The 19,940-nt window shown below is 42.8% G+C and carries 12 protein-coding genes; 9 read left to right on the top strand and 3 right to left on the bottom strand.

Annotated features, from left to right (window positions below; genetic code table 11):
- The first annotated feature begins 6 nt into the window (after positions 1-6).
- The 5 genes from AAA970_RS17425 (at position 7) to AAA970_RS17405 (ending at position 9,939) form a co-directional block, all read left to right on the top strand.
- Positions 7-1,146, top strand: coding sequence for an efflux RND transporter periplasmic adaptor subunit (locus AAA970_RS17425; RefSeq protein ID WP_338238169.1), 1,140 nt, complete (start codon positions 7-9; stop codon positions 1,144-1,146).
- A gap of 31 nt (positions 1,147-1,177) precedes the next feature.
- Positions 1,178-4,573 (top strand): efflux RND transporter permease subunit, encoded by a 3,396-nt coding sequence (locus tag AAA970_RS17420; protein ID WP_338238168.1) that lies wholly within the window; start codon positions 1,178-1,180, stop codon positions 4,571-4,573.
- A 113-nt stretch (positions 4,574-4,686) separates the two neighbouring features.
- Entirely contained in the window at positions 4,687-5,823 is a 1,137-nt protein-coding gene (locus tag AAA970_RS17415; RefSeq protein WP_338238167.1) for a helix-turn-helix domain-containing protein, read from the top strand.
- A gap of 127 nt (positions 5,824-5,950) precedes the next feature.
- Positions 5,951-6,916: an NAD-dependent epimerase/dehydratase family protein gene (locus tag AAA970_RS17410; RefSeq protein WP_338238166.1), complete on the top strand. Its 966-nt coding sequence runs from the start codon at positions 5,951-5,953 to the stop codon at positions 6,914-6,916.
- 731 nt (positions 6,917-7,647) lie between these two features.
- Complete coding sequence (locus tag AAA970_RS17405) at positions 7,648-9,939, top strand: TonB-dependent receptor (RefSeq protein ID WP_338238165.1); 2,292 nt, start codon at positions 7,648-7,650, stop codon at positions 9,937-9,939.
- Between the two features lie 312 nt (positions 9,940-10,251).
- Here the strand turns inward: AAA970_RS17405 and AAA970_RS17400 are convergent, their stop codons facing one another.
- Genes AAA970_RS17400 through AAA970_RS17390 form a run of 3 tightly spaced genes read right to left on the bottom strand, consistent with a single transcriptional unit; the run spans position 10,252 to position 13,051 of the window.
- Complete coding sequence (locus AAA970_RS17400) at positions 10,252-11,460, bottom strand: metallophosphoesterase (protein WP_338238164.1); 1,209 nt, start codon at positions 11,458-11,460, stop codon at positions 10,252-10,254.
- Positions 11,461-11,465: 5 nt separating this feature from the next.
- A complete protein-coding gene (locus tag AAA970_RS17395; protein ID WP_338238163.1) occupies positions 11,466-12,710 on the bottom strand; it encodes a peptidogalycan biosysnthesis protein in 1,245 nt (414 codons plus the stop codon).
- A gap of 47 nt (positions 12,711-12,757) precedes the next feature.
- The gene (locus tag AAA970_RS17390; RefSeq protein WP_338238162.1) at positions 12,758-13,051 is read right to left on the bottom strand and encodes an ArsR/SmtB family transcription factor; all 294 of its coding nucleotides are present in this window, start codon (positions 13,049-13,051) and stop codon (positions 12,758-12,760) included.
- Between the two features lie 882 nt (positions 13,052-13,933).
- On the opposite strand from AAA970_RS17390, the gene AAA970_RS17385 reads away from it, so the two are divergent.
- From AAA970_RS17385 to truA, 4 genes are all read left to right on the top strand, one after another.
- Positions 13,934-15,265, top strand: coding sequence for an ammonium transporter (locus AAA970_RS17385; RefSeq protein WP_338238161.1), 1,332 nt, complete (start codon positions 13,934-13,936; stop codon positions 15,263-15,265).
- 260 nt (positions 15,266-15,525) lie between these two features.
- A complete protein-coding gene (locus tag AAA970_RS17380) occupies positions 15,526-16,920 on the top strand; it encodes a S41 family peptidase (RefSeq protein ID WP_338238160.1) in 1,395 nt (464 codons plus the stop codon).
- A gap of 223 nt (positions 16,921-17,143) precedes the next feature.
- Positions 17,144-18,745, top strand: a complete 1,602-nt coding sequence (locus AAA970_RS17375; protein WP_338238159.1) for an ATP-binding protein — start codon at positions 17,144-17,146, stop codon at positions 18,743-18,745.
- A gap of 380 nt (positions 18,746-19,125) precedes the next feature.
- Positions 19,126-19,908, top strand: coding sequence for a tRNA pseudouridine(38-40) synthase TruA (truA, locus tag AAA970_RS17370; RefSeq protein ID WP_338238158.1), 783 nt, complete (start codon positions 19,126-19,128; stop codon positions 19,906-19,908).
- The last annotated feature ends 32 nt before the right edge of the window (positions 19,909-19,940 follow it).

Here is a 19,940-nt window from a genome sequence, read left to right as displayed (position 1 = left end):
ACTACAATGAAAAACATATATAAATACACCCTTCTTTTGGCAGCGGCAGGAACACTGGTGTCCTGTAAGACTGATGATGTAGATAGCTGGAAAAAAAGCATTAATGAAAACCGGGACAAGATCACCGAACTGGAAACGGAGATTAATGAGCTTCAGGCAAAGATTAAATCGGTCGATCCGGAGTACGGCGAGCAGGTGAATCCCGTTTTGATTTCTGCAACGCAAACGGCACCGGCCACTTTCGTCCATAAACTGGAAGTACGTGGCAGCATTGAATCCCGTAAAAACGTGATGGTGTCTGCCGAGGCTGCGGGTCGATTATTAAAAATTAATGTTCTGGAAGGTAAGCGGGTGAAAAAAGGGCAGGTCATCATGGAGATTGATGCCCAATCCACCCGTGACCAGATTGAGGAAGTGAAGACTAATTTGGCTTTGGCGGAGCAGATGTATGAGAAAAGAGCGGATCTGTGGAAAGAGAATATTGGTACAGAGGTAGATTATTTACAATCCAAAACAGAGTTTGAATCGCTTCAGAACAAGCTGAATACTTTGAAGACCCAATTAAGCTATGCTTATGTGAAGGCGCCATTTACCGGTACGCTGGATTATTTGGCCGTGAATGCGGGGGAGTTTATTGGCATGAATACGCCATTGTTCCGATTGGTGAGCGATGATGATAAACTGGTACGGGTTGCTTTAAGTGAGAAGTATTTGGGAACGATTCAGACCGGTTCACAGATGGAGTTTGAGTTGCCCCATACTAAGGAATATTTAACGGCCCCTATCGCGGCGGTGTCCAATGTGATTGATGAAGGCACCAGAACCTTTACTGTGGAGGCCAGGCTTAATGCTGCTCAGGCGGCTAAGGTAAAGCCTAACATGATGGTGAAGGCAAAATTGGTCGATTTTACCAAAGAGGAAGCCATGGTAGTGCCTACTGAGGCCATCATGCGTGACCACCAGGGTTGGTATGTGTTTTTGGTGGAAGGAAAAGGAGAAAAGCAGACAGCGACGAAAACTTACGTTGAAGTGGGGAATGAATACGGCGGATTGACCTGGGTGAAGTCAGGTTTGGAGTTTGGTCAGCAAGTGGTGACCAAAGGTCAATTTAAATTGGTGGATGGTAATAATGTACGCCTTTCCTGATAACGGTTTTCCCTATTTTTTGTAGATCAAAATGGAGCAACAAAATAAAATTCAGAAGACCTTCGGGGCCTCTACCTTTGCGGTGAATAACCGCATTACGGTATATGTGTTGACGGGTCTTATCGCAGTATTTGGTTTTTTGGGGTACCAGAAACTCCCAAAAGAAAACTTTCCTGAGGTCAGCATTCCCACCGTATTTATTGGAACGCCTTATCCGGGGAACTCTCCGGTAGAGGTGGAACAGCTGATTTCTCGTGTGCTGGAAAAGGAGCTGAAGCGGGAAGAGGGCGTGAAGAAAATGACGTCTGCTTCTGTGGATGGTTTCTCCTCTATCACCGTGGAGTTTGAAATGGATGTGGATCCTAATGATGCCGTCTTCCGGGTGAAAAATGCCGTGGACCGTGCCCGTTCTTTCCTGCCGACGGATATACCGGAGGACCCTATGGTAAAGGAGATTGATCTGGCCGAATTCCCGGTACTGAACGTTTCTTTCTCCGGGCCCTACACCATTACGGAGTTACGTGGCTATGCGGAGGATTTGAAAGAAGAAGTGGAGCGCTTTGCGGCCATTTCGGAAGGGCAAATCAAAGGGGTGGATGATCGCGAAGTGCATATCGAGATTGATCCTTTTGAGATGGACTCCCGTCACATTTCCTTTGAAGATATCGCCAAAGCAGTAAGAAATGAGCACCGGAATATTTCTGGTGGGGATATTATCAAAGACGGTTTGCGTCGATCAGTTCGTATTGTTGGAGAGTTTCAGGACCCAACTAAAATGGACGACATCCTGGTGAAAGTAGTGGACGGTAAACCCGTTTATATCCGGGATATCGGTCATACCACTTTCGGCTTTATTGATCAGGAGTCTTATTCCCGTATCAACGGTATGGAGACTGTGACCTTGGATGTGATTAAGCGTTCCGGCTATAATATCATCGAAACCACGGAAGAAGTACGTGAGGTAGTGGAAGAAATGCAGGCTTCCGTTTATCCGAATGACTTGAAAATTACCATTACCGGTGATCAGTCTACGGATACCAAAAATTCTCTGCGTAACTTGGAGAATAACATCATTATGGGGATGGTGCTGGTAATCGTGGTTTTATTGTTCTTCCTGAACACCCGAAATGCCATGTTCGTAGGTTTGGCCATTCCAATGTCCATGCTGATGTCTTTTGCCATTATCCGCATGGCGGGTATGACGATCAACACCATGGTATTGTTTGGCCTTGTAATGGCGCTGGGAATGCTGGTGGATAACGGTATTGTACTGGTGGAAAATGTGGTGCGTCTGCGGAAAGAAGGTTATAATAATCTGAAGGCAACGATTTATGGGGCAGGAGAAATTGCCTGGCCGATTATCGCTTCTACTGCGACGACGGTAGCCGCCTTCCTGCCGCTGGCTTTATGGCCGGGAATTATGGGGGAATTTTTCCGCATGTTGCCGATCACCATTGCGATTGTATTGTGTTCTTCCTTGTTTGTGGCGTTGGTGATCAACCCTACTTTCATTGCCTTCTTCATGAAAGTGGAGGACGAAGAAGAAACAGTGGTGAATCATAGCCGTGTGCTTATGATTACCGGGGGAATGATTGTCTTTGGTATTGTATTATTGTTATTGGGCAAGAACACTTTTGGCAATTTGGTCGGGCTGTTCGGGATTTTAGGGCTGTTAGATACTTATGCGCTGTCACCAATGGCGAAACGATTTCAGACCAATTTTATCCCGAAGCTGGAGGCGCAGTATGAAAAAACGATTCACTTTGCCTTAAAGGGGTATCGTCCTGGTATATTGTTGGCGAGTACGGTAATTGGTTTAGTGGCTGCTTTGGGGCTTTTCAATACCTTCACTCCAAATGTATTATTCTTCCCGAATAACATCCCTTCTCAGGTATATGTCCTGGTGCAATATCCGATTGGAACAGATATTAATTCCACTATAGCGACCACGGTTGAATTGGAAAAAACGGCTTTTAAAGTATTGGATCCTTATATGAATGTGGTTGAGTCTGTGGTGACCACCTGTGGTTCCGGTTCTTCAGATCCGAATGAGGGGATTAAAGCCAAGGGCGCGGGTTCTTATCATGAAGGCCGTATCACCATTGACTTTGTGGATTATGAAGATCGGCAGGGAGTAGATACGGAATTAATTCTGAAGGAATTGCGCGATGCGATTGCTGATCAACCCGGGGTAATCATCAAGGTTGATAAAAACCGCGTGGGTCCTCCGGTAGGAAAGCCGATTCAGATTGAGGTTTCGGGTTATGAGTTTGACGGATTGATGGCCGTGGGCGATCACATTATCTCCGGTATCAAAAAGGCCAATATTCAAGGGGTAGAGACCCTGGCTTCCGATTTGGAATTAACCAAGCCGGAATATGACGTGCAAATTGACCGGGAGAAAGCCGCTTATTACGGACTGTCTACCGCACAAATCGGGGATGAAATTCGTTCGGCGATTTTCGGTAAAATCGTGGGCCGTTATAAAGATCGTGTGGATGACTGGGACATCAAGGTGCGTTTCACTGAGGATTACCGTGGAAATGCCGATGCCCTGAAGAATAAGATGATCTCGATGAAAAACGATAAGGGGAAACTCATTCAGATTCCAATTTCTGCCGTAGCAGACTTTGAGCTGAGTTCTACCTTCGGGATGATTAACCGTCAGAACCAGCAGCGTATTCTGAATATTTCTTCCAACGTCTTGCCAGGCTATAACCCAACGCAGGTCAATAATGAAATTCTGAAAGTCATTGCTACTTTGGATGTGCCCAATGGTTACCATGTGGCCCTGGGGGGAGAGCAGGAAAAGCAGGCAGAGGAAATGTCCTTCCTGTTGGAAGCGCTTATACTGGCCATTGTATTGATTTTTGGGATTATCGTATTCCAGTTTAACCAGATCACCGCTCCGCTGATCATCCTTTCCTCCGTGGTGCTGTCCACTATCGGGGTATTTATGGGAGAGGTAATTTTCCAGATGGATTTTGTGATCATGATGACCATGATGGGGATTATTTCCCTGGCCGGGGTGGTGGTGAACAATGCGATTGTATTGATTGACTTCTGTAATGTGAAGAAGGAAGAAATGCGATTGCGCCTGGGTAAAGAGCAAAAAATGACCATTGACCACGTTCGGCAGGCGATTGAAGAGGCCGGAAAAACACGTTTGGTTCCCGTATTATTAACGGCGATCACTACCGTACTTTCCTTGGTGCCCATGGCCCTGGGGATGAACATTGACTTTGTGCAGTTCTTCCAGGATTATAATTTTAATTTTTATGTAGGGGGAGATTCGGCTGCTTTCTGGGCACCTTTGGCCTGGACGGTAATTTTCGGACTTACCTTCGCCACTTTCTTAACCCTGATCATCGTACCGGTAATGGTATTGCTGATAGATCAGGCCAAGTCGGCTTTTAATAAGCATTAAAATTTATTGTTGATAAATATCAGGGAGGGTCATTTCAGGGCCTTCCCTTTTTTGTTGCCTGATTTTTCAACTTTGACTTGTAATTAATGGGGGCTTCCGCTAAAATTGCGGAAATGAGGGAATTTTTACTTCACGTAGGAGGTTTTCAATGTTTGGTGGGAGCATTGGCTTTTATTTTTAAAAAAGATAAATATCTGAGCGATTATCTGGCGTCTTGCTGGTTGTTGTTTCTCGGCAGTGGTGTTCTGCTTGATATTTTGCGGTTAAATGGTGTTCTGGATGTATTTTCCACCGGAAATTGGTTTGTCTTTTTCCCTTTTTTAATAGGTCCCCTCTTTTATCTCTATTCCAAAAATATGATGCGAGCGCATCAAAAACTGGAGCTACGAGATTTAAGGCATTTTATTGCACCAATAATAATCGAATTTATTTTTAATACCCTGTACCTTGAGCCGATTTACCGACCGGAGACTTTTATGGATCAGGATGGTTTCCTCTGGCTACGTTTTGTGGTGCTTTTTTCCTTTATCGCTTCTTTTTATTTTTATGGCGCCAAGGTGATCAGGCAACTCCTTCAACATAACAGGCAGCTGGATGATTCCTTTTCTTATAAAAATGATTACCTCACCCTGGGTTGGTTAAAGTGGGTGATTTCCGTGTTTGTCTTCTCCTATTTGACTCCCCCCTTTTTATCGATGCTCATCCGTTTGTTTTCTGAGGAGAGCCTAAAACCAAGCGTTACACATTATATTCATGATGTGGGTGTGGTGATTTTTGCCTATTCCTTTTCCTATTTCGGCTTAAAGCAGCCTTTGATTTATGCAGATTATTTAAAAATGCCCCCAGAGGAGCAAGAGGCTGTAGAAGAAAAGCAAGAAAAGTTGAAGGTCCCCGCTGAAAAGGCAACAGGATTAATTCACCGTTTGGATCAGTTGATGACTGAAAAAGGATTGTATTTGAATCCGGAGCTTTCCGTACAGCAGTTGGCTAATAATATGGAAATTTCTAAAGCCGAATTGACGGAAGTATTGAATCAACACCTTGGAAAAAATTTCTATACTTACATCAATGAGTTTCGCCTGGAAGAGGTGAAAAAACAATTGATGAATCCTAAAAATAATCATTTGACAGTGATTGCCTTGGCTCACGATAGTGGTTTTAAGTCAAAATCAAGCTTTAATGCCATTTTTAAGCAATATACCGGACAGACGCCCTCAGACTACCGAAAGCATCAAATGCAGGATATTTAAGTATGAGGCGATAAAATAATTCGGTTTCGTCTGAAATATCACATGTTTATCCCACCTGACAGATCTTTTTTTCTGCCCGGGGTTATAGCAAAGACCCTAGAACTGGAAAATTAAGGATAGCGAATTGATGGGAAAAAGTATATTAATTACAGGAGGTTTGGGAAACCTGGGCTCCTGGTTGACGCAGCATTTTGTTAAAGCAGGTTATGAAGTGACCGTTTTGGCAAAGCATAGAAGAGAGGTATTTATTGAAGGGGATTTTGAACTGCTTTTAGTTGATATAGCGGATTATCAGGCAGTGTACAATGCGCTGAAAGCCAGGTACTTTTATTTTATTTTACATACGGCGAGTGTGAATGAAGGAAATGAGGTCCACTATTTTCAAAAGGCCATTCAGGTGAATGTTTTGGGTACCCGGAATTTATTGGAAGTAGTGAAGATGAACCCGCCGAGGAATTTTATTTATTTCTCCACATTTCATGTTTATGGAAGATCCTCAGGCTTTTTGGACGAAAATTCTGCCACTTCTCCTAAACATGATTACGCCACGAGTCACTTACAGGCGGAACAATCTGTCTTGCAATTTCATCATACACAAGCCATGGATTTTACCATTATTCGGTTGACGAATAGTTATGGCTGCCCGAAGGATTTTGCCTCTTCAAAATGGTATTTGATTTTGAATGATTTGTCCAGAATGGCCTTTGAACATAAACGAATTACACTAAAATCAAATGGAGGCGCAATTCGGGATTTTATCTGGATGGGGGATGTGGTGAAGACGGTACAGGCAATTTGTGAACATCCCCAACCTCTTAATGATATTTATAATCTTTCTGCACAGGAAAATTTTCAGATGATTCAAGTGGCCCGTTTTGTACAAATGGCCTTCGAAGAGGTTTATGGAGAGCTCATTCCAATACAACCCAATGTGGAAGATCATTCCGTTTATGACAATTCCCTTTTTGTCAGTAGTCAAAAATTGAGAAGAATAATTCCCTTTTTCTCTCAGCCACATTTTAAAGAGGAGGCGAAACAGATATTTTCCTTGCTGGAACGTAAGGCGGAACTTAGCCGGGCGAGGAAATATTGATCCGAATTATTTGCGCGGCCTGATTATAACTCTTAAGCCGGATAATTCACGCTTAAATCCTCCTTTAGCTGTAAAGCGGAAAAAGTGAAGGAATAGTCTCCAATTTCGAGTTTTCCCAACGAAACAGATGAATGAGGAGAAAGCGAGCTTGCCCAAATTTGGGCTATTATTACTCAAAGAAAACAATTTATTAAAAGTTGAAAATAAGCCACTTATGATTAGTTAATGAATTTAGCGGTGAATAATTCGGTTTAATAAAGACTGGGAATTAGGCTGTTAGTGGTGTCGTTTCATTTTCAAAATACCCTTTTTGGGGTAGTATACTTTCGATTTATTCAAATGCTCGTTGGGAAAAGGAGGAATTACGGCCTAATTCCTCCTTTTCTCGCCCTGCAGCTTAAGCTTAAGTTGAATTTGAGCATACACCTTTCGGTTAATAATTACATGCTTAAATCTCAAAATTCGCGGCGGAAATTTGATTATGGCAGATGCGATACCTGATTAAGTTGAGAGAATAGCCTCGATATTGTTGAGAAATTATCAAAAATCGCTTCCAATAATTCGAATTTGCAGCTGGATGGTGTGTTTTTTTACACGCTTTAAAATCGAATGTTATTTTTAGAAGAATAAAGATTCTGTTTGGCTTGTTTTTGTCAGACAGTATTTTTTATCTTTGAATTAAAATTTAGATAAGTCTAAAAATTTTTATTAAATAATCTAATGTAATCAGAATGAGTTGCCTTAAATTAATATTGACACTTCTGTTAAGCTTTTCCGTGTCTTCTCTAATAGTTGCTGCTGATTTTGGTGATATTCATGGAGTAGTTAAAAATGAAAAAGGAGAGCCTTTAGTTGGGATCGCCTTGTCGATTAAAGGAACTTCTCTGGGTGGAGCGACAGATATAGCAGGACGGTTTCATTTACATCATGTTCCTGTGGGAAGTGCAGAAATTGAGGTAAGGGGCCTGGGGTATAAGCCCAGCAGGCAATTAATTCAGATTCAGGCAGGAACGCAGTTGGAGTTGGATATTGTCCTGAAAGAAGATGTATTAGGCTTGGAGCAAGTGGTTGTTTCAGCCAATCGGGAAGCGATTAATCGTCGTGAGGCTGCTGTTCCGGTACAAGTAGTGGGTGTAAAAATGTTTGAATCCACTCAATCGGTAACGCTTCTAGATGGTCTGAAATATCAACCTGGTATCCGGGTAGAAAGTAATTGTCAGAGTTGTGGTTTTTCACAGGTGCGCATGAATGGTTTGGAAGGAGGCTATTCACAGGTACTGATTGATGGTCGTCCGGTGTTTAGTGCGCTGAATGGTATTCACGGTTTGGAGCAAATGCCCACCACCATGATTGAGCGCGTTGAGGTCATCCGTGGAGGAGGTTCCTCCCTCTATGGGGGAAATGCCATAGCCGGCACCATTAATGTCATTACCAAAGAACCTAATTTTAATGAGTTCGAGATCGGGACAAATATGGGTTTGATTGGCGGAAGTAGTTTAGATCAAACCTATAGTTTCGGTGGGAATCTGGTCAGTGATGATCTGAAAAGAGGGATTTCCCTGTATGGCTTTCATCGAAAGCGAGAACAATGGGATTTGGATGGTGACGGTTTTTCAGAATTGCCACAGATTAAGAATTATACATTAGGATTCAAAGGTTTTCTCAAGCCAAGCGATTACTCTAAAATCAGCCTGGAAGGTTCAGCAATAAAAGAAAGCCGTCGGGGAGGGAGTGATTTCGATCGTCCACCGCATGAGGCGGATCTGGCAGAGCAGTTTGAGAGTGATGTTTTCAGCGGGGGACTAACTTTTGATCAGTTCACGCATGATATGCAGCATAAATTTTCCTTCTATCTGAGCAATCAAAATACACAGCGGGATAATTATTCCGGAGCAGGTCAGGATCCGGAGGGCTATGGTAAAACGGAAAATAATAACCTGGTAACCGGTCTGCGCTACACGACTAACCAACCATTTTTAGGTGGAAGTACGGCTTTAACTGCCGGTGTGGAATATAAAAATGAATATATTCGAGATACCTCCCAGGCCTACGAACGTGTATTGGATCAGAGGGTGAGCCAAGTAGGCTATTATGCACAGTCAGATTGGCAGGTAAATGATCGTTTGAAGGTATTGGCTGGTTTTCGTATTGAGCAACTGAACTTGATTGATCTGCCGGTATTTGTCCCTCGCGTGAATGTGAAGTATGATATGGGTGAGGGTATGCGCCTTCGCGCAGGATATGCAAGGGGTTTCCGTGCGCCACAAGCTTTCGATGAGGATTTGCATGTAGAATTGGTCAATGGCATGCCGATGGTCACCTATCTGGCCGATGATCTGAAACCGGAATATTCTGATAGCTTTACGGGTTCATTGGATTTTGATCGTGAGTGGGGGACTTTTGATTTCAATTTGACCATTGATGCCTTTTATACCAAAATCACCAATACTTTCGTCAATATTCCGATTGGGGAGGAGAATGGGGTTTTGGTCCGAGAAAAGCGAAATGGAGAAGGCTCACAGGTACGTGGAATTTCGATTACCCCTTCCATTGCCAATGCTTATATGACTTTACAGGCGGGCATGACGTTCCAAAAAAGTACCCATAATGAAGCTCAGGATTGGTGGGCAGACGAGGAGCAGGGAGATCGGGATCCGGTTCGACAGTATTTGCGAACGCCTGATTTGTATGGATTTTTCGCCATGACGGTGCGCCCCATAAAAAACTTTGCCGTTGATTTTTCTGGTAATTATACCGGTAGAATGTATGTGACACATTTCGAATCGGAGAATAATGCAGAAGACCGCCTGGTACATACGCCGGACTTTTTGGAAATGAATGTGAAGTTGTCCTACGATATGAAAATCCGCAACAGTAATACCTTACAATGGAGCATTGGCGTGAAAAACATCACTAATGCCTATCAGCAGGATGTGGATTCCGGCATGGATCGCGATTCAGATTATGTATATGGGCCGATGTTGCCAAGAACATATTTTGCAGGTTTGAAAATAAAAATCTAAAGCCTGACTAAGATTTTGGAAAATGAAAAAGAGGAAGCGATCGGGCTTCCTCTTTTTCAACCCGAGTTATTCACCGCCAGATTCAGGTGGTCGCTTTAATTGACTTACAGTTAGGGCGATTTGGTCGTGTCGACTGATTTTTTAATAGCCCAAATTTGGGCAAGCTTGCTTTCTCCTCATTCATCTGCTTCGTTGGAAAAAACCCGAAATAGGAAACTATTCCTTCATCTTTTTCCGCCTTGCAGCTAAACGAGGATTTAAGCATGAATTATCCGGGTTTAATGTCCATTTGCTTATGGAATATTGTTGTGCTTACCCTCTTTTCAATTCCAAGACGGTAATCTCCGGTGCCATTCCCACACGTCCCGGGTAACCATGACTACCAAATCCGCGATTGACGTAAAGGTATTGTTCGGCCTTCTGATATAGTCCGCCCCATCGTTCGTATTTCCATTTCACCGGACTCCACTCCCAATTTCCTATCTTAATTCCGAACTGCATGCCGTGGGTGTGCCCGCTAAGCGTAAGGGCGATATTTTCTCCCCAAACTTCTTGCTCCCAGTGTGAGGGGTCATGAGATAGTAATATGTTGAAGTCATTAGGATCATTGTCCTGCATGGCCCGCTTCAGATCACCATATTGCGGGAAAGGAGGGATGCCCCAGTTTTCCACTCCCACAATATTAATGGATTCACCGTCTTTTTCTATACTTGCGCTCTCATTCATTAGTACCTGGAAGCCCATGGTTTTTTCCAGTTGAATGAGGTGTTGGAGGTTCTGTTGCCGAGCCTTCTCGGAAGGCCAGGGAACATACTCCGCATAATCATGATTGCCCAGTATGGTGTATTTGCCGTATGGGGCCTGAAGAGAAGCGAATTTCTCCACAAAAGGAGATGCTTCTGTCGCCAGATTATTCACCATATCCCCGGTAAAAACAATGGCGTCTGCTTTTTGCTCCTGAATAAGTGCGATGGCCTTGTCTACTTTTGCAGGATCTTTAAAGGCTCCAAGGTGCGCATCAGAAATCTGAAGGACTTTAAAGCCATCAAAGGCTTGAGGTAAATTTTCAAAAGTCAGGCTGTGATGCTGTACCTGAAAATCGTATTTGCCTATGGCTACTCCATACATCAAAACCAGAAACATGATGGACCATTGTCCGGCAGCCCAATAGCTAAAGAATGTGCTTGACTTTGGGAAACTATCGATGCTAAATTGACTCAGGGAGCTTAGCAACCATTGTCCACTTCGGTATACATCCTGAAGAAGCAAAGGGGCAATGGCCAGTGCTTTGGCTAAAATCACTACCATCCCAAAGGCGAAAATTTGATCAATAAAGGGGGGGGGATCCGCCGCTTGTTGTATGGTAGACCCATAAAGGATCAGCCCAATTACGGATGCTGCAGAAATGAGGAAATAGAGACCTGTAAATACGCTGGCTTGAGCCGAAAAAAGGGGGCGTATTCCGTTGTATAGATAAATATCGAAGCCGGTCAATATTAGAAGGAAAACGAGAATGATCATATTTTTCATTTTATTAATTGCAGTTTAGTTTCACTTTTAAATGGTTGACGAAGCGGATAGCGGTTGGGAGTAATTCGCCGCAGAAAGGGCCTGATCAGTTGTTGAATCAGCCGATTGTTATGCCGCATATAAATGTTCAGCGGTTGGGGCGTGGCTCCAATCGTACTTTTTATTTCTTCCGCCGTTCGTCCAAAGTTGATGGTGGAAACCCGCTTATCGATTCCCATTTGGATATAATCGTATAGTATCCGTTGATAAAGGGCATGGGAACGAGTGTATTCATAGTTCATCCCGATATAATGAGCATCGAGTTGCTGGCCATTGTGCATTGCAGTTTTGAAACCAATGAGCTGATCATTGAGCCAGTAGCCGTCAAAAGAAAAGTCTTTGGGGAATTTTTCCTGGAGGGCGGCATAGTGTTTCAGGTCAATCGGAATCGCATCAAATTGCGATTGGGATTTTACCGCCTCTAATAATTTATTCAGTTGCTCCCGTTGGTCATCAATCTCATTAGCACTCATGGGGCGACACTCAATCTCCTGGCTGAGCTTTTGGGCACGCTTGGCTTTGGTCCGAAATTTGGTTTTCATCGCTGCCAGATAATCTTCAAACAGCTGCCAGGATTCGTCAACATGCAGGACCATATTGTCGTCGGTCTGTACTTGTTCATAAGCTTGCCCTGCCAAAGTTTCTGCTTGCTCATTGGTATAAGCATCAAAATCTTTGAAAACGATTCCTTGAATACGGGCCTCATCCAATCGATGTCTGCCTAAGAGTTGTTGAACTGCCTGAGCAATTCTGGGATATAACTCCCCTGCGGCTTCATAAGGATGAATGCCGATTTGCCCCGGTCCATTCGCCAGAGGGTTCCCGCAGATCAGCATTTTAGCAGGACAGGTCTCATTCAATCGAAGAAAGGTACTTTCGACCTGTTTCCAATAAGAGTTCTTGCCCGAGGACGGTAGGGGCTTGGAAATTTTCACCGGCACACACGCTATCGGTACAAAAGCCACTGCCTTACCTTGTTTTTCCAATATCAGATAGTGAAAGCGATACTTGGAATCATGTTTTTCCATGGCTTTCCAATATTCAGCGCTTAAATAATGACTGTCTGATGGATTAAGAATGGATAGGGTGTCTTCTGAAATTTGTGATATACTGGAAAAATATTGCCAGGAGAAATTCGTCACTCCCTTTTTAGTGCTTAGGCACCGGCTTTCTTCCAGGGGATATTTTAGGACTGCTTGCATTTTGTTTTGATAATTCGACAACCTTCGAAGTGTATAGCCAAATTTTTTTAAAGCTTTAATAGCGCAATAACCAACTGCAATGTTTCCCGATTCACTCGAGCGACCACATTTTTACCTGCTTTTTCGGTATGAATAAGTTCTGCATTGACCAACTCCTTAAGATGGTGGGAAATGGTCGGGGCTCCCAAATTTAGTTTGGCGGCAATATGCTGAACAAAACAACCATCGCAAGTGGGTTCTTCAAAGGAGGCTTGTTCTGCCTGCGCAATTTGTAAAAAAAGCTCCAGTCGGTTTTCGTTGGACAAGGCTTTGAAAATTTTGGCGGTTTGCTTAACCTTCATAGTTTTAATAATTCGACAACTTTCGAAATGTTTTACAAACATAATGCCTGATTTTTGGAAATCAAAGCGGAGGCAGAGCAGAATTTTTAATAGTAGGAAGCCTAAGCCCAATTATTCCTGCTCAAATCCATCTTTAGCTCCATTAGCAAAAAAAGAAGGAACTGTTCCCGATCTCGCTTTTTTCTTATGAAGCAGAGGAAGGAAGGGGCATGCTTACTCAAATAGGGCTAATGATAAATCAGTAATCATGTGCTTGTTGAATTGAAAATACGCAGCTAAGTCGAATTACTTAATTAAGCGGTGAATATTTCTGCTGAGGCATGCCGGGGTCCGCTTTTTTTATTCTTGGTCCGATCGGAATGAGCTATTTTGTCATGGGCATTTATTCCTGTAAGAAATTCTTCTCTTCTTTAATGCCTTCGATAAAGGATTACGGGTATTGGTTTACGGCTTTTCTCCTTAGGTATTGTAAGGTGAAAAAAAACTTTAAATACCCTCTGAAGGATCCTTTCATTTTTTCTTCGGCTAATTTGAGGTTGGAGATTTAATATTCTCTACCAATTGCAATTGGTCGAACAAGTTTTCCTTGTTGTTTTAATGGGGTTGGTTTTTGGTCTTCAGGGAAATAAAATTTGCGTAAATTGTAAAGGAGGTTGATATTAATACTGTCGTAATCGATTTTAGTGAAATTTATAATGGTCTTAGGGTGAAAATGGTCCCGTAAACGATATAAAAATGAAAATGTTTAGGTTTTGGGGTGGAAAAACACCTATTGGATTAAAAATAATGTAAAAATTAATAGGGGTGGTTGATTTTGAATCTTTAAATCACAAATTTTACATCAGACTAAAGAAAATAAGTAAGAAAAACACCCTATTCGAAATGAAGTCAAGATTTTTTACCCTACTGCTCCTATTTTTGGGAGGGAGCGCGATTCCTGCTTTTGCACACACTGAAACGGCCGGACTTTCATCCGGTGATACTGCCTGGGTTTTGATCGCCACCGCATTGGTGATGTTGATGACCCCAGCCGGCTTAACCTTATTTTATGGAGGTTTGGCACAAAGAAAATCCGTATTGAATACCATTGGTATGAGTTATCTGGCCTTTTGTACCGCCACTATTGCTTGGGTGGTTTTGGGATATTCCATCGCTTTCGGAGATGGCAATGGCTTGTCCGGCGGATTAGGAAACTTTATGTTAATCGGTACTAAGATTACTGATTTGGAAGGCACCATCCCGAAAATGTTGTTCATCATGTTTCAGGGCACTTTCGCTGCCATTGCCACCGCTTTGGTGAGCGGGTCCATCATTGAACGTGTGAAATATTCTACCTGGATGGTTTTTTCTATCCTTTGGGTATTGTTGGTATATGCACCGGAAGCCCACTGGATTTGGGGCGGCGGATTTTTGTCCAATTCCGGTGAGTTGGATTTTGCCGGAGGTACCGTGATTCACATCAATGCCGGTATTGCAGGTTTGGTATTGTCTTTATTATTAGGAAAAAGAGAAACGCATAAATTAAAGCATCCGCATAAACCTTCTTCTGTGAAATTGATGATTCTGGGTTCAGCCTTATTATGGTTTGGCTGGTTTGGATTCAACGGTGGTTCTCAGTTGGCAGCGGATTTCGTAGCTGCAAATACTTTATTAGTAACTAATATAGCGGCATGTGCCGGCGGTTTGGCCTGGGTATTCATTGAGTGGACTACCTCAGAGCGTAAGCCAACCCTGATCGGTTCTGCCTCTGGTGTAATTTCAGGCTTGGTAGGTATTACTCCTGCTTCCGGATATGTGGATGTAACCGCAGCCTTGGTCATCGGCGCCCTGTCCGGTATCATCGGATTCTTGTCTGTAGTGAAACTGAAGTCCTGGTTAGGATATGATGACACTTTGGATGTATTCGGTATTCACGGTTTAGTGGGTATATTTGGCGCTATCGCAACAGGGATTTTTGCGAATCCGGAAGTAAACGGAGCAGCGGGCTTGTTGTATGGAAATCCCGGACAGGTGCTTGTACAGCTGAAAGCCGTGGTGGTGGTGATTCTTTACTCCGGAGCAGCATCTGCCTTATTATTTATCATTAGTAAATGGATTACAAGAGGTGCCCGAGTGGATCGTGAGACTGAGGATGTGGGGATCGATGAAGTATACCACGGAGAAACCAGTTTTGATATGGAACCAACCTTAGCAGCCGTCTCAACAGAAAATTAATAGGACAAAACGCAATTTGAGCATCCAATACTTAACCTTTTAACCTTACTCTTAACCTAATATTATTTAACCTTATGACCATTATAAATTTTTAGTGTTACTCATAGCTAAGTTGAGATGAAATAATGACTGCATCGGGCGGGTTCTGTTAAAGGGCTCGCCACTTTTTTTGTATTAAAACCGGCATGGTAATTTTTTTTGTTTATATTTTATTATTTTTATACATGACTTGTTGTTGATAAAAAATTATATCAATCGAAATGAATAAATTAGCCTGCTTTTTAGTGTTGATGGTTTGGGTGTGCCCCGATTTTCGCCTCCAGGCACAAATAAAGATGCCTAACCAGCTGTCCAAGACGGACAAGATTTATGGTCTGTCAAAATTTTGGCAAGAGGTAAATTATAATTTTGTTTATCTCAATAAAATAGATCGGGATCAGTGGGAGGAAGATTACAAATCCCTGATAATGGAGGTGCAAAAAACGGAGAATGACTATGAATATTATCGGTTACTTCAAAAATTTTGCGCTAGCCTGAAGGATGGTCATACGAATGTTTATTTTCCAAAGAAAATTAATGAGCTGATTTATATTTCCAATTTCGGGCCATATCGACTTTTTGTTACTGCCTGTGAAGGGAAGGCCATCATCTATCGGGTGAACGCAAGTAAGAAAGACGAAATTCCTATTGGTACGGAGATCCTCAAAGTAAATGGACTGTCCGCGGACGAATATGCCAATCAATATGTGAAACCCTATATCGCCTCTTCTACTGATTATATTTTGGAAAATTGGAAGATGAAACAGTTGCTTCGGGCGCCGGCCGGTACCAAATTTGACTTACTATTAAAGAAGCCCGATGGGGAAGAATTCTCACTCTCCTTAACGCATGAGGAATGTGAAGAAAAGGCGGTGTTCCCTGACTTTATTGATCGTGGATTGTTGGAGCTGAAATGGCCCTCTCCGGATGTTTTATACATCGCCTTGAATAGTTTTTCGGATCCGGAGATTGTGAAATTGTTCAAGGATGCCTTGCCGGAAATTCGGAAAGCCAATAAGCTAATTATCGACTTAAGGTATAATGGGGGAGGAAGTTCGAATATCGGGATGGAAATTCTCGGATACTTTACTCATGATAAGGAATTACATTCTGCGGTAAGCGAAAGTAGGTTGCATATTCCTGCTTTTAAGGCCTGGGGGCAATGGGTAGAAGCTAAGGATACCTTGGATGCTTGGGGGAAACAAGCCTATTTCTCTGGCAGGGATGATTATTTTCATAAATTCCCCAGCAGTCCAATGAAGCTGGAAACCAAAAAAACAGATCGTTTAGTGGTGCCTACCGTTATTTTGATGGGGAACTATACGGCCTCGGCGGCGGAAGATTTCCTGATTTCTGCAGATAATCAAAATCATATGACAACTATGGGGGATCGCTCCTTTGGCAGTACGGGGCAGCCCATCCTATTTGATTTACCTGGTGGAGGAAGTGCGAGAGTATGCACCAAGAAGGATACTTATCCGGATGGTCGTGAATTTGTAGGAGTGGGTATTGCACCGGATATTGTCGTGCGCAAGAATTTGGATAGTTTTTTGAAAGATGAGGATCCGGTACTGGATCGGGCCATTGCGTTTTTGAAGGAGCAAGGGGCACTCTGATTGCCAATAGGGGTATGCGGCCTCCAAATGTGGCTGGCAGTATTTTTCAATGACCAGCTTATTTCCATCTTCACGATAACGTGGGGTTGGATGTACTCCTACTGTTGGCGTTTGGGGGGATGAACCGCTTGGCTCATGCCGTTGGTAATTGACACCTTTAGCATCACATTCAATTTAGTTAGATTTCCTTAAAAATCTGTATCTTTAGGCGTCCTACCAAATAATGGAATTTCACGTGAGCCAAAGACAAGCATTACCGATCGGCATACAGACTTTTGAAACCCTTAGGAGTTCTAAGGATGATTTTTTGTACATAGATAAGACAGAACTGATTTACGAAATGACCAAACTAAGTATTGGTTATTATTTCCTTTCTCGTCCTCGTCGTTTCGGTAAGTCGATGTTATGTTCCACTATGCAAGCCTTGTTCGAAGGTAAGCAAGCGCTATTCGAAGGATTGTATATTCATGATAAATGGGATTGGTCGGAGCAATTTCCGGTAATTCGTATTGATTTGAGTGCGGCCAATTATAAGGAACTGGAGGCTGTTGAAAACAGGGTTTGGATTAACCTTAACCTGAATGCTGATTTTCATAACATTAGTTTGAAAATTAAAAATAGCTTAGGTGGGGCGCTTGAAGAGCTGATTCTAAAGATCCATCAGAAATATGAACAAAAAGTCGTGATTCTGATCGATGAATACGATAAACCGATACAAGACACGCTGTCGAATGATGATAATTTAGCCTCGGATTCCATGGATGTTTTACGTGGTTTTTATTCTGCTATCAAGGCCTCGGATCAGTATATCCGCTTTTGCTTTATGACTGGTATTACCAAATTTACCGGCGTTGGCTTGTTCAGTGGGGCGAATAATTTTGAAGATATTACTCTGGACAGTCAATATGCCTCTGTATGTGGGTTTACTCAGCAGGAGTTAAATAACTGTTTTGGCGATTATTTCGATGGTGTAGATATGGAGGAGGTGCAGGCCTGGTACAATGGATATAATTACCTGGGAGATAAGGTCTATAATCCATATGGTATTATGCTATTTCTTAAAAAAAGAGCGAGTTTCGATAATTATTGGTGGGATTCGGGTCAACCCGCTTTTCTCACTAAAATGTTCGAGAAAGGAGGCTATGAAACCTTCGATTTGGAAAATATTGAGCTTTCCTCTCAGGAACTCAAACAGTTCACCCTGAAAAATTTAAACCTACCTTCCTTGTTGTGGCAGGCAGGATACCTCACGATCAAAGAAGTGATTCAGGAGCCCTTTGGAGGGAAAAGCTATGTGCTTTCTACGCCCAACCGCGAGATCCGGATGAGCCTGAATATGCTTTTTTTGATCAGTTTGACCTCTCTGGAATCGAACAGACTCCTGAAGCGGACTGAGGCGGTGAGGAATTTATTTAAAAATGATCTGTCGGGTTTCGAAAGTAATGTGCGTGCGATGTTTGCGGCCATTCCCTATAATAATTATGTCCAGAATAACCTCCATAAATATGAAGGTTATTACGCCTCGGTGATGTTCAGTTTTCTGGCTGGTCTCGGCTTAAAATGTCAGGCGGAAGCATCCAACTCCAAAGGACGCATTGACATGGTCATGGAAACACCTACCCATATTTATATAGTGGAATTCAAGGTAAATGCGCCCCTGCCGAAAGGGGATGAAAGAGGTGAAGCGCTGGAGCAGATTCATGAAAAACGATATTACGAACCCTATTTAAATGATGGTCGGGAGATCGTCCTGATCGGCATGCATTTCAATGAGCAGGAGCGGAATCTGGATTGGTTTAAGGCGGAAATATTGGCTGTTTCTTGAATCTGCAGTTGTGGAGTTAAAAACACATCGAAAATAATAAGCCCACCAATCAAAATCCTGTAAGGGTTTATCCCAATTCAAAAACAAAACTCACCGATATTAATCTTCTCCTGTTCAATCCTTTTGGGTTTAGGCTATACACGCAATGCTTAATGATGGTTTTACGCACCTCGCAAATAAGTGTCTTCCTTTTGGGTTGGCAGAAGTGATGAAATATTTCGCAAAACGGGCATATGGACTCCGGTCGAGTCGAGAGGTGTTATTAAATTAAAGTCTACTATTTGTGGACCTGGGTGCTTGCCTAACCGGAAATGACGTTTTCAGCACCTCTTTATCCCTCTCCTTTGTCCCTTAATTTATGATTCCGTACTTTTGCGGCTATGTTTAAAAACAAGCGGTATTACTATCTGCTGGAATTGCAGTATTTGGGTTTTCGGTATCATGGTTGGCAAAAGCAGCCGGGGGTAAAAACGGTGCAGGGCATGGTGGAGCGCACCTTGCGTTATATTTTTCAGCATGATGATTTTAAAATTCTGGCTGCTGGTAGAACCGATGCGATGGTGTCGGCTAATCATGCCGCGGTAGAACTTTTTGTATGGGAAACGCTGGAAGAGGAGGAGTTTTTAGCGGTGCTGAATGAAAATTTGCCACAGGACATTCGGGCGTTGAGCGTGGAGCAGGTGGATGAAAAGTTCAATGTGATTCAGGGCTCCAAATGGAAAGAGTACATTTATCTGTTTTCTTATGGCGCCAAGAACCATCCTTTTGCTGCTCCCTATATGGTGAATGTTCCGGAGGAGCTGAATATCGAAGCGATGAAAGCCGGGGCGAAACTTTTTCAGGGGGAGCATAATTTTCAGAAGTTCTGTTATAAGCCTTCTGCCGATACCGTTTTTGTGCGTACCGTGGAAAAAAGTGAAGTGGTGGAGAATGATGTATATACCGCGAATTTTTTTCCAGAGAAAAGCTTCTTGTTTCGGGCGGTAGGAAAGGGCTTTGCACGTCATCAGATTCGCCTGATGATGGGGGCTTTGTTTGCTTTGGGCAAAGGGAAAATTACTTTGGAGCAATTGGAAAAGGCGTTGGAGGGAGGCGATAATCAGCCGATTTCCTATATCGCTCCAGCTTCTGGACTGATGTTGCAGTCCATTCAGTTTGATTAAGATAAAGGCACGATTTTTAAGGTATAGCGGTC

This window comes from Persicobacter diffluens, from assembly GCF_036244895.1.
Lineage (GTDB): Bacteria > Bacteroidota > Bacteroidia > Cytophagales > Cyclobacteriaceae > Persicobacter > Persicobacter diffluens.
Note: the sequence above shows the minus strand (reverse complement) of the source record. Positions and strands in the feature narration are given on the sequence as shown.

Bases quoted from the DNA above. Each gene is read 5' to 3' on its own strand.
- AAA970_RS17400 (WP_338238164.1), bottom strand. From the start codon at position 11,460: ATGATCATTCTCGTTTTCCTTCTAATATTGACCGGCTTCGATATTTAT.
- AAA970_RS17410 (WP_338238166.1), top strand. From the start codon at position 5,951: ATGGGAAAAAGTATATTAATTACAGGAGGTTTGGGAAACCTGGGCTCC.
- AAA970_RS17415 (WP_338238167.1), top strand. From the start codon at position 4,687: ATGAGGGAATTTTTACTTCACGTAGGAGGTTTTCAATGTTTGGTGGGA.
- truA (WP_338238158.1), top strand. From the start codon at position 19,126: ATGTTTAAAAACAAGCGGTATTACTATCTGCTGGAATTGCAGTATTTG.
- AAA970_RS17380 (WP_338238160.1), top strand. From the start codon at position 15,526: ATGAATAAATTAGCCTGCTTTTTAGTGTTGATGGTTTGGGTGTGCCCC.
- AAA970_RS17375 (WP_338238159.1), top strand. From the start codon at position 17,144: ATGGAATTTCACGTGAGCCAAAGACAAGCATTACCGATCGGCATACAG.
- AAA970_RS17405 (WP_338238165.1), top strand. From the start codon at position 7,648: ATGAGTTGCCTTAAATTAATATTGACACTTCTGTTAAGCTTTTCCGTG.
- AAA970_RS17385 (WP_338238161.1), top strand. From the start codon at position 13,934: ATGAAGTCAAGATTTTTTACCCTACTGCTCCTATTTTTGGGAGGGAGC.
- AAA970_RS17390 (WP_338238162.1), bottom strand. From the start codon at position 13,051: ATGAAGGTTAAGCAAACCGCCAAAATTTTCAAAGCCTTGTCCAACGAA.
- AAA970_RS17395 (WP_338238163.1), bottom strand. From the start codon at position 12,710: ATGCAAGCAGTCCTAAAATATCCCCTGGAAGAAAGCCGGTGCCTAAGC.
- AAA970_RS17420 (WP_338238168.1), top strand. From the start codon at position 1,178: ATGGAGCAACAAAATAAAATTCAGAAGACCTTCGGGGCCTCTACCTTT.
- AAA970_RS17425 (WP_338238169.1), top strand. From the start codon at position 7: ATGAAAAACATATATAAATACACCCTTCTTTTGGCAGCGGCAGGAACA.